This is a genomic window from Rhodoferax sp. (genome assembly GCF_018063565.1).
Classification (GTDB): Bacteria; Pseudomonadota; Gammaproteobacteria; order Burkholderiales; family Burkholderiaceae_C; genus Rhodoferax.
In genome coordinates this window covers 1-11,031 of the sequence record NZ_JAGPBB010000097.1, presented here as the reverse complement: position 1 = coordinate 11,031, position 11,031 = coordinate 1, and the positions used below count along the sequence as shown (strand labels likewise).

The 11,031-nt window shown below is 59.4% G+C and carries 11 protein-coding genes and 1 pseudogene; 10 read left to right on the top strand and 2 right to left on the bottom strand.

The window, feature by feature from the left end; genetic code table 11:
• From KBF66_RS16620 to KBF66_RS16590, 7 genes and pseudogenes are all read left to right on the top strand, one after another.
• Positions 1-693: pseudogene (locus tag KBF66_RS16620) on the top strand (glycosyltransferase); the annotation flags it as partial.
• Positions 694-735: 42 nt separating this feature from the next.
• Positions 736-1,860, top strand: coding sequence for a DegT/DnrJ/EryC1/StrS family aminotransferase (locus KBF66_RS16615; RefSeq protein ID WP_296659840.1), 1,125 nt, complete (start codon positions 736-738; stop codon positions 1,858-1,860).
• Between the two features lie 28 nt (positions 1,861-1,888).
• Positions 1,889-2,587 (top strand): WbqC family protein, encoded by a 699-nt coding sequence (locus KBF66_RS16610; protein ID WP_296659837.1) that lies wholly within the window; start codon positions 1,889-1,891, stop codon positions 2,585-2,587.
• A 3-nt stretch (positions 2,588-2,590) separates the two neighbouring features.
• The gene (locus tag KBF66_RS16605; protein WP_296659834.1) at positions 2,591-3,553 is read left to right on the top strand and encodes a hypothetical protein; all 963 of its coding nucleotides are present in this window, start codon (positions 2,591-2,593) and stop codon (positions 3,551-3,553) included.
• Between the two features lie 3 nt (positions 3,554-3,556).
• Positions 3,557-4,519, top strand: a complete 963-nt coding sequence (locus KBF66_RS16600) for a hypothetical protein (RefSeq protein WP_296659830.1) — start codon at positions 3,557-3,559, stop codon at positions 4,517-4,519.
• Positions 4,516-4,983, top strand: coding sequence for a GNAT family N-acetyltransferase (locus tag KBF66_RS16595; RefSeq protein WP_296659827.1), 468 nt, complete (start codon positions 4,516-4,518; stop codon positions 4,981-4,983). The genes KBF66_RS16600 and KBF66_RS16595 overlap by 4 nt, the downstream gene beginning before the upstream one ends.
• A complete protein-coding gene (locus KBF66_RS16590; protein ID WP_296659824.1) occupies positions 4,976-5,725 on the top strand; it encodes a class I SAM-dependent methyltransferase in 750 nt (249 codons plus the stop codon). Before KBF66_RS16595 ends, KBF66_RS16590 begins: the two co-directional genes overlap by 8 nt.
• Positions 5,726-5,735: 10 nt before the next feature.
• Here KBF66_RS16590 and queF read toward each other — a convergent pair whose 3' ends face one another.
• Both queF and yaaA read right to left on the bottom strand, forming a co-directional pair.
• On the bottom strand, positions 5,736-6,587 hold the full coding sequence (gene queF, locus KBF66_RS16585) for an NADPH-dependent 7-cyano-7-deazaguanine reductase QueF (RefSeq protein WP_296659821.1): 852 nt from the start codon (positions 6,585-6,587) through the stop codon (positions 5,736-5,738).
• 116 nt (positions 6,588-6,703) lie between these two features.
• The gene (yaaA, locus tag KBF66_RS16580) at positions 6,704-7,483 is read right to left on the bottom strand and encodes a peroxide stress protein YaaA (RefSeq protein ID WP_296659815.1); all 780 of its coding nucleotides are present in this window, start codon (positions 7,481-7,483) and stop codon (positions 6,704-6,706) included.
• A gap of 180 nt (positions 7,484-7,663) precedes the next feature.
• On the opposite strand from yaaA, the gene ahpC reads away from it, so the two are divergent.
• The 3 genes from ahpC to KBF66_RS16565 form a co-directional block, all read left to right on the top strand.
• A complete protein-coding gene (gene ahpC, locus KBF66_RS16575; RefSeq protein WP_296659812.1) occupies positions 7,664-8,227 on the top strand; it encodes an alkyl hydroperoxide reductase subunit C in 564 nt (187 codons plus the stop codon).
• Positions 8,228-8,395: 168 nt separating this feature from the next.
• On the top strand, positions 8,396-10,018 hold the full coding sequence (ahpF, locus tag KBF66_RS16570) for an alkyl hydroperoxide reductase subunit F (RefSeq protein ID WP_296659808.1): 1,623 nt from the start codon (positions 8,396-8,398) through the stop codon (positions 10,016-10,018).
• 117 nt (positions 10,019-10,135) lie between these two features.
• On the top strand, positions 10,136-11,031 hold an 896-nt coding region (locus KBF66_RS16565), incomplete at its 3' end, for a class I tRNA ligase family protein (RefSeq protein WP_296659805.1).

Sequence of the window (11,031 nt, the reverse complement as noted above, 5' to 3'; positions counted from 1 at the left end):
ATTGACCATCCGCCCGATGTCAATCCGCTGCCCGCTTTGACCAAGGGTTACCTCTGCTTTGGCAGTTTCAACCGGCTCGACAAGATCAGTCACGAGGTGGTCCAGCTGTGGGCCAAACTGCTGTGTGCCGTGCCCAGCGCGCGTATGGTGGTGGGGGGTATGCCCCTGAAAGGCAGTCTGGAGCAGATCACCGACTGGTTTGTGCAGGGCGGTGTTCAGCCCGAGCGGCTGACGTTCTACCGGCGCAGCAACATGTTTGACTACCTGCAATTGCACCATCAGGTGGACGTCTGCCTGGATACCTTCCCGTATGGCGGCGGTACCACCACCTGCCATGCATTGTTCATGGGGGTACCCACGCTGACCATCGCCGGCCACACGCCGGCTGCGGTGTCCAGCCGCTCCATCCTGTCCCATGCCGGGATCAAGACACAGTTCGTCGCTGCCAATCCCGATGAGTTTCTGGAAATGGCCCAATGGTGTGCCAGTCACCTGAACCAATTGGCCGCGCTGAGAAGCGATTTGCGCGAACGCTTCAAAGCGTCGAACATGATGCAACCGGCAGTTGTAGCGGGTGGCCTGGAAGCTGCCCTGCGCCATGCCTGGCAGAGATGGTGCCAGGACCTGCCGGCCGAGTCGTTTGAAGTGACCCATGACAACGGCCACTTTGCTGTGACACACCAGGAAGCCTGACCTCGACCCACGGCCCATCTCGTGCCCGCTGACGGAAAAGACATGTCAAAGACCACCTATGTGACGCAGCCTTATCTTCCGCCCCTGGAAGAGTTCATGCCCTACCTGGAGCAAATCTGGGCCAACAAGGTGCTGACCAACTGTGGCCCATTTCACCACCAGTTCGAAGCGGCGCTGTGCGATTATCTGGGCGTCCAACATATCAGCGTATTTGCCAACGCCACCATCGCCCTGGTGACGGCCCTACAGGCGCTGCGTATCTCGGGCGAGGTGATTACCACCCCGTACTCCTTTGTCGCCACGTCCCATTCGTTGCTGTGGAACGGCATCAAACCGGTGTTTGTCGACGTAGACCCCAACACACTCAACCTTGACCCCGCCAGGATTGAAGCGGCCATTACCCCGCAGACGACCGCCATCATGCCGGTCCATTGCTACGGGCACCCCTGTGATGTGGAGGCGATTCAACGAATCGCCGACGACTACAACCTGAAGGTGATCTACGACGCGGCCCATGCTTTTGGCGTGCAGGACAAAAACGGTAGCGTGCTGCGGCATGGAGATTTGTCCGTGTTGAGCTTTCATGCCACCAAGGTGTTCAACACCTTTGAGGGTGGTGCCATCATTTCGCCCGACGAAAAAACGAAAATCCGCATCGACCAATTGAAGAACTTTGGCCATGTGGGTGAGACGACTGTCGTTGCCGCGGGTATCAACGGCAAGATGAGCGAATTCAATGCAGCACTTGGCTTGTTGCAACTCAAACACATTGGTACGGCCATCGCGCGGCGTCGTCATATCGACGACGCTTATCGCGCCGCGCTGCAACATGTCAAAGGCATCCGGTGCCTGGAAAAGTCAGGTGAGGTCGTCCCCAACTACGCGTACTTTCCCATCCTGGTGCAGGAGGGTTATGCCTTGACCCGTGAAGAGCTGAATCAGACGCTCAAGAGCCAGGGTATTTTTCCACGCCGCTACTTTTTCCCGCTCATCTCCGAGTTCCCGATGTACCGTGGTTTGCCGAGTGCCGACAAGGCCGGCTTGCCAGTGGCCAGTCTGGCGTCGTCGCAGATCCTTTGTCTGCCGATCTATCCCGACCTGAGTCTGGCCAAAGTGCAGGAGATTGCGGCCATCATTGCCGCCCATTCAGGCCCTGGTCCAACGTGAGCCGCGGCACCACCACCCGTCCCCTGTCATGAAGCTGGCCATCATGCAGCCCTACTTCTTGCCCTACATCGGCTACTTCCAGCTGATGGCGGCAGTCGATGTGTTTGTGCTGTATGACAACATCAAATACACCAAGAAGGGCTGGATCAATCGCAATCGCATCCTGCAAAATGGTCACAATGCAGTTTTTTCATTACCCCTCAGGGCCGACTCTGACCAGCAGCATATCGGCCAGCGCCAGCTTGCCGACTCCTTCAGACCGGACGACCTGATCAATCAGCTCAAGGGTGCCTACCAGCGTGCACCGTTTTTCGGGCAGACCCTGCCCTTGGTCACCTCCATATGCCGGCACCCGGAGCACAACCTGTTTGCCTACCTGCACCACGCGCTGCTGCTGACGGCGGCACATCTGGGCATCGGTGCGCGCATTGTCAAGTCATCCGAGGTCGCGGCCGATCATTCGCTCAAAGGTCAGGACCGGGTGCTGGCGATATGTGAAGCGCTTGGCGCCGACACCTACATCAATAGCATCGGGGGGCAAGCACTGTACGCTCACGACGCATTTCAAAGCCGTGGCATTGAACTCCTGTTCGTGCAGCCCAAAGCGCTGGAGTACCCGCAGTTTGGACAGGCCTTTGTGCCCTGGCTGTCCATCATTGATGTGCTGATGTTCAACCCGCAGGACGTCGTGCGTGCAGCCGTCGCCACGCACTATGCGCTGATCTGAACCATGTTCACCTGGAAGAAACTGGGCAAGGTATTCACGCCGCAGGAGGTGCAGGGGCGCAGCTGGCTGGCCGAGTTTGCCCAGGCTCCGGCGACCCTGGTGTTTGATGACTTCGTGCGCGTGTATTTCTCGTGTCGACCACCTGCAGATGACCGGGGCCAGTATGTCAGCTACTCCGCTTATGTGGACCTGGACCGGACGAACCTGTTTGGCATCCGGGCGGTGGCCCAGCAGCCCATCCTGCCGCTGGGCGGGCTGGGTAGCTTCGATGAATTTGGCACTTACCCGGTCTCGGTGGCACGTCATGACGGCGAAGTGCGGGCCTACTATGCGGGCTGGACGCGTTGTGAGTCGGTCCCGTTCAACGTGGCCATTGGCATGGCCATCAGCCAGGACGATGGCCAGACCTTTACCCGCTGCGGCCCGGGTCCGGTGCTCGGGTTCACGCCGGATGAACCCTTTGTGATCAGCGGCCCGAAGATCCGCCGCTTCAACGACCTCTGGTACTTGTGGTACATCGCCGGTCGCAAGTGGAAACTGGTGGACGGTCGTGCCGAGCCGGTCTACAAGATCCGCATGGCCTGGTCGGCCGATGGTGTCCACTGGACGCGACAGCATGAGGACTTGATCCCCAGCCGTATTGAGGAAGACGAGGCACAGGCCAGCCCCGATGTGTTTTTTGCCAACGGCCTGTACCACATGTTCTTTTGTTACCGCTACAGCAGCAACTACCGCAGTCAGACCGGGGGCTACCGCATTGGCTACGCCAGCAGCCGCAATTTGACTGACTGGCAGCGTGATGACAGCAAGGCGGGTATTGATGTGTCAGCCACCGGTTGGGACGCCGAGATGATCAGCTACCCCCATGTGTTCGCGCTGGATGGGAAGACCTACCTCGCCTATCTGGGCAACCAGGTGGGGCGCCACGGGTTTGGTCTGGCAGTCCTTGATGGCACGCTGGAGTAGCCCATGGCCACGATGACCTGGCACAAGCTCGGCAAGATCTTTGACCCGACCGCACACGCCCTGCCGCTGGCTTGTGAGCAGTTTGCCCAGTCGCCGCAAGCCCTGGTGTTTGAGGACTTTGTCAGGATCTATTTCTCGACCCGATCTCCGGACAAGGGCAAGTACCTCAGTCAGGTGGCCTATGTGGACATGCGCAAGAACCTGCGCGATGTCATTCGGGTGTCGGACGCCAGCGTCATACCCTTGGGTGGATTGGGATGTTTTGACGAGCACGGCATTTTCCCGGTCAACGTTGTGCGCCATGGCGACCTGGTCTATGCGTATACGAGCGGGTGGAGCCGGCGCGTGTCGGTCTCGGTCGAAACCGGCATTGGCCTGGCCATCAGCCGCGATCAGGGGCACAGTTTCGCGCGATACGGCGATGGCCCGGTTCTGAGCGCGTCTTTGCACGAGCCCTGTCTGGTGGTGGACGGGTTTGTGAGAATCATTGGTTCGGTGTTCCACATGTGGTACATCTTTGGCACTGGCTGGAAACAGTACACGCCAGACTCTCCACCTGATCGCACCTACAAGATTGGTCATGCCACGTCCACCGATGGCATCCACTGGGTCAAGGAGGAAGCCCGTCAGATCATTGCCGACCGGCTCGGGCCGGATGAGAGCCAGGCTTTGCCCTGCGTGATCGAGATCGACGGCAGGTTCCACATGTTTTTTTGTTTCCGGCAGTCGTTTGACTTTCGGGTCAATGCCGGTCGCGGTTACCGCATCGGCCACGCCTGGTCTGACGATCTGAACCACTGGCAGCGCGACGATGCCCAGGCCTTGCTGGACGTGACACCAGGCGCATGGGATGGTGACATGGTGTGTTACCCCCATGTTTTCAGGTGTGACGGGCAGATCTACATGCTGTACAACGGCAACGAGTTTGGTCGTTACGGGTTTGGCCTGGCGGTATTGCAGCCATGACCGGTGCACTCGTTTATGGACGCAACCAGGCCAGCGCAGCGCAACTGTTGGCCCACCTCCATGCCTGTGACGACGACTTTTCGCCCTCACTCAGCGCCAGGGTGCACGTTGACCGTTACGCAGAAAAAATCAGCCAGAACGCCGTCCGATTTGAAGCCTGGGCAGCCAGTGAGCTGGTCGGCCTGGTGGCCATGTACGCCAACGATCACGCCACGGGGGTGGCCTTCATCACCCATGTCAGCGTGCTGTCGACCTGGCAAGGCCGGGGTATAGCATCTTTTTTGGTAGCACAAAGTACACGCTACGCTTGGGCTAGTGGCATGAAATGCATCAAACTCTCGGTTCACCGGGGCAATGGGCCCGCTCTTGCGCTTTACCGAAAACTGGGGTTTACTGAAGACGGCTGCCAAACCAGCGGCACTGAAATACGCCTTTGTCAAAACCAGGTGACACACCATGCATAACCCGCGCGACTACAACGCCGAAATCCAGGACGCTCAGTCCCACCAATACGCTTATGGTTTTGATCTGGATGTCATGCATCCCTACATGCTCCGGTCATTTGCCCCGTTCTTCCAGCCGGGCAGTCTGCTTGAGCTGGGAAGTTTCAAAGGTGACTTCACCCGGCGCTTTTTGCCCTGGTTTGACGACATCACCTGCGTTGAGGCATCGAGCGATGCCATGGCGCAGGCCCGAGAAAAACTTGGCAGCAAAGTTGAATTTGTGAACGACCGCTTCGAGACCGTCACGCTGCCACGGCGGTATGACCATGTTGTGCTGACCCATGTGCTGGAGCATCTGGATGACCCGGTGCGGGTGCTCAAGCGCATCAATGACGAATGGCTGGCCGACGGCGGCCGGCTCTTCCTGGTGTGCCCCAATGCGAATGCACCTTCGCGGCAGATCGCCGTCAAGATGGGATTGATCTCGCATAACGCGGCGGTCACCCCCGCCGAAGCACAGCATGGTCACCGGCGCACCTATGCGCTCGACACGCTGGAGCGCGACGCGACGGCTGCCGGACTGCAGGTGATCCACCGCTCGGGCGTCTTCTTCAAAGCACTGGCCAATTTCCAGTGGGACCGCCTGCTCAAGACCGACATCATTTCAAGCGAGTATCTGGACGGCTGCTATCAGTTAGGACAACAGTATCCCGATTTATGCTCGAGCATTTTCCTGCTGTGTGAGCGCGGCAGACAAACCTGACGGATGGCCGCTACTGCCGCGCCGTGCGCTGATTCAGCGGCAGCGGCTGCGGGTAACTGGTGCGAAACGGGTTGATGTCGAGCCCACCCCGGCGCGTGTACCGCGCCAGCACCGACAGCTTGTGCGGCTGGCAGCGCTGGCTGATGTCGACAAACATGCGCTCCACGCAATCCTCATGGAATCCTGCATGATCGCGAAAACTCACGATATAGCGCAGCAACCCTGCCTGCTCGATCTGCGGGCCAAAGTAGGCGATCTGCACACTGGCCCAGTCAGGCTGACCAGTAAGGGGGCAATTGGTTTTGAACAGACGGCTGGTCAGCACCTCGGACACAGGTTCCTCATCAGTCGCTGCTGACAACAAATCGGGCGCCGGGGTGTAGCGGTCACAGTCCAGGTCGAGCCGGTCCAGGCTCAGCCCAGACAACTCCGCCACTGACTCGTTGTCAAACTGATCAACCCCGACCAAGCGCACACCCACGCTGCTCTGCACCACCGCGCCACGCCAGGCGGCCTCGGTCAGGTCGGCACGCAGGCGCTGCTGCAACTCGGCGGCATCGGCAAAATGGGTGCTCGCAAAGCTGCCCAGGTACAGTTTGAGCGACTTGCTCTCGATCAGATTGACTGACTCGCACGGCACCGTGAAATGCGCCAGCGCCACTTGCGGCTTGCCGCGCGGGTTGAGCCAGCTCAGTTCAAATGCCGTCCACAGGTCAGCACCTAAAAAAGGCAGCTTGCTGCCCAGGCCCAGTGGCTGACGCTTGGTGGCGCGGCTGATGGGGCACAACAGCGCCGAATCCGCAACGTCAGCATCACGGGCGCGCTTGTCTGGCGGCAACGGTTGGGAATGGGCTGAAGTCATTGCCCCGGGATATTAGCACCGCCTTTTCTTGCCCCAGTGGCACACGCACCGTGGCATCCAGCCCCCAATCCAAGCGGCTGCTGACACGGGGTATTCCGTCGGCCAGCACCACGCGGTTACGCCGAAGGCACGCGACGCCTGAACACCAGCCGCAACGGCTCGGACGCCGCCGCGTCAAAGCGGTAGCCCTCGGCGTCAAAGCCCTTGAGCTGCTCCGGCAACACCACCTGGTGCTCGGCAGCAAAGCGCGCCATCAGGCCCCGGGCACGCTTGGCGTGAAAGCTGATGATCTTGTATTGGCCACCCTTGTAGTCTTCAAACACGCAGTCGATAACGCGCGCCTTGAGTGTCTGGGTATCGACAGCCTTGAAATACTCCTGTGAGGCCAGGTTCACCACCACTGGGGCCACCTCACTTCGCAGGCGCTTGTTCAGGTAGTGGGCAATCTGGCTGCCCCAGAAGGCATACAGGTTTTTACCTCGGGCATTGGCCAGCGCGGTACCCATCTCCAGCCGATAGGGCTGCATGTAGTCCAGCGGGCGCAGCACGCCATACAGGCCACTGAGGATGCACACATGCTGCTGCAACCAGCCCAGCGCCGTGGCGTCGAGCGTGTTGGCATCCAGCCCTGCGTACACGTCGCCGTTAAAGGCCAGCACCGCCTGTTTGGCATTTTTGGCGCTGAATTTGGGACGCCAGGCCTGGTAGCGTGCCACGTTCAGCCCGCTAAGGGTGTCGCTCAGGTCCATCAGTTCAGCAATCTGTTGTGGCGATTTTTCTCTGAGAAGGCCGATCAGCTCGGCCGCTTGAGGCACAAACTGCGGCAAGGTGTGGGGCACATCGCCTACGGGCGTGTCATAGTCAAGCGACTTGGCAGGGGAAAGTAAAAACAGCATGAGTGGCTCCGGATAACAGATGACGCAGCTGGCATTATCGTGACGGCCATGATTAAGAATGGCTATGAATAGCTTATAAACAATGCATCATGAAAACGATAGGACCGGGCTATGATTCAGCCCATCGGATCAACAACTTGCTGACCGACGATTTCCCAACCCAACCTACCAGGAGTTTTTATGTCCTTGATCAACACCCAAGTCCAGCCTTTCAAAGCGCAAGCGTTTCACAACGGCAAGTTTGTCGAAGTGTCAGATGAGAGCATGAAAGGCAAATGGTCCGTCGTGATCTTCATGCCCGCCGCTTTTACCTTTAACTGCCCGACCGAAGTGGAAGACGCTGCTGACAACTATGCCGAGTTCCAGAAAATGGGTGCCGAGGTCTATATCGTCACCACTGACACCCATTTCTCCCACAAGGTGTGGCACGAAACATCGCCCGCGGTGGGCAAGGCCAAGTTCCCGCTGGTGGGTGACCCCACCCACACCCTGAGCAACGCGTTTAACGTGCACATTCCCGCTGCCGGTCTGGCGCTGCGTGGCACCTTTGTGATCAATCCCGATGGCGTGATCAAGACCCTGGAAGTGCATGACAACGCCATCGCCCGTGATGTGAAAGAAACCCTGCGCAAATTGAAAGCTGCCCAATACGTGGCCAGCCATCCAGGTGAAGTTTGCCCGGCCAAGTGGAACGATGGTGCCAAGACCATTGCGCCATCGATCGACCTCGTCGGCAAGATCTAAGTCACTCCCTTTGCGGCAAGGAGCCCGTAGGCGGGCTCCCACAAGCCGGACAGCGACAAGGAGCGCTTGCCCTTGCCGTCCGGCTTTTTTATTGCCGAAAACTGCCTACAGCCCAATATTCAAAAGCACTTTTAGCTATCTAATTCATAATATATCAGGACACCCATCATGCTCACCCAAGATCTGAAAACACAACTGGCTGCTTACCTGGAACGTGTGTCCCAGCCTTTCGAGCTGGTGGCAAGCCTGGACAACAGCGAAACCAGCCGCGACATGGGGGAGCTGCTGGAAACCATTCAAAGCCTGCGGGCCGACAAGATCAGCCTGCGCCTGGACGGCACAGACGCCCGCACGCCGTCATTTACTTTGCAACGGTCCGGCTCGACCAACAGCCTGCGCTTTGCCGGCCTGCCCTTGGGTCATGAGTTCACCTCGCTGGTACTGGCGCTGCTGTGGACCGGCGGCCATCCGCCCAAGGTGGAGCAGGACGTGATCGACCAGATCAAGGCACTGGACGGCGACTTCAATTTTGAGGTCTACATGTCCCTGACCTGCCATAACTGCCCCGACGTGGTGCAGGCCCTGAGCCTGATGGCGATACTCAACCCCAAGATCAAGACCGTAGTCATCGAAGGCGGTGCTTTCCAGGAGGAAGTGACCCGGCGCCAGATCATGGCTGTGCCGATTGTTTTCCTCAATGGTGAAGATTTTGGTTCCGGCCGCATGACGCTGGAAGAAATTGTGGCCAAGCTCGACACCGGCGCGGCCGCGCGGGACGCCGCCAAACTCAGCGCGCAAGCGCCGTATGACGTGCTCATCGTCGGCGGCGGACCAGCCGGTGCAGCGGCGGCGGTGTACGCAGCGCGCAAAGGCATTCGCACCGGCATTGCTGCCGAGCGCTTTGGCGGCCAAGTCAACGACACCATGGGCATCGAGAACTTCATTTCTGTCACCGAAACCACAGGACCGAAGTTTGCTGCGGCCCTGGAAGCGCACGTCAGGTCTTACAACGTCAACCTCATGAATGGCCAGAAGGCCGACAAGCTGATCCCGGCAGCGCAGCCGGGGGGCCTGATCGAGCTGCAACTGGCCAATGGCGGCTCGCTCAAGAGCAAAACCGTCATTCTGAGCACCGGCGCGCGCTGGCGCAATGTGAATGTGCCCGGCGAAGCCGAGTACCGCAACAAGGGCGTGGCCTACTGTCCGCACTGCGACGGCCCACTGTTCAAGGGCAAGCGCGTGGGCGTGATTGGCGGTGGCAACTCGGGCGTGGAAGCGGCGATTGACCTGGCCGGCATCGTCGAGCACGTCACGCTGATCGAGTTTGACACCAAGCTGCGTGCCGATGCCGTGCTGGTGGACAAGCTCAAAAGCCTGCCCAACACCACCATCATCGTCAACGCCCAAACCACCGAAATCACCGGTGACGGCAGCAAGATGAATGGCCTGACCTACAAGGACCGCGCCAGTGGCGACATTCACCACTTGGAGATGGCCGGCGTGTTTGTGCAAATTGGCCTGGTGCCCAACACCGAATGGCTCAAGGGCACGCTGGAGCTGTCGCGCCACGGTGAAATCGTGGTCGATGCCAAGGGCCAGACCAACTTGCCCGGCGTGTATGCGGCAGGCGACTGCACCACGGTGCCGTTCAAGCAAATCATCATTGCCACGGGCGATGGGGCCAAAGCGGCTTTGAGTGCGTTTGACCATCTGATGCGTATGCCGGCGGTGGCGACACCGGTTGTTGCGACGCCAGCGGTGGCTGCGAAGCCCGAACTGGCCACGGCATAAACAGTGTTGGCCCGGTGCCTTGACCCTGGGCTGGCTCGGTAAAATCGGGCCAGCCCCTCCATTTCTATATTTAGAGCGGCACCGATGGGTGCCGTTCGTCATTATTGGCACCATCCCATGTCCGACACACCGCAGCAACCTGGCCTCAACAGTCTGTCCAAATCCTTTGAGCCCGCCGCCCTGGAGGCGCAATGGGGACCCGAGTGGGAAAAACGCGGATACGGTGTGGCTGGTTTCCGCGGCACGGGGACACCTGACGCGGCAACAGCGGAGCAGGGAAACAACTTCTGCATCCAGTTGCCCCCGCCCAACGTGACAGGCACGCTGCACATGGGCCACGCGTTTAACCAGACCATCATGGATAGCCTGACGCGTTATCACCGCATGATGGGCTTCAACACCGCCTGGATTCCCGGCACCGACCACGCCGGCATTGCGACACAAATCGTGGTGGAACGCCAGTTGCAAGCCCAAGGCATCAGCCGCCACGACATGGGACCAATACCCGCCGAAGCCCGTAAAAACTTCGTGAGCAAAGTCTGGGAGTGGAAAGAAAAGAGTGGCAACACCATCACCACCCAAATGCGCCGCATGGGCGACAGCGTGGACTGGAGTCGCGAGTACTTCACCATGGACGACAAACTGTCGCAAACGGTGACCGAAACCTTTGTGCGCCTGTACGAGCAGGGTCTGATCTACCGTGGCAAACGCCTGGTCAACTGGGACCCGGTGCTGATGAGCGCGGTGAGCGATCTGGAAGTGGAGAGCGAAGAAGAAGACGGCAGCCTGTGGCACATCCTCTACCCCTTTGCCGACGGCCCGCAGTTGGTCAACGGCGAACTCGCCCCAGGCTTGGTGGTGGCCACGACGCGGCCTGAGACCATGCTGGGCGACGTGGCCGCGATGGTGCACCCCGAAGACGAGCGCTACACGCATCTGATTGGCAAACAGGTGACGCTGCCGCTGTGCAACCGGAATATTCCGATCATTGCCGACGACTACGTGGACAAGGC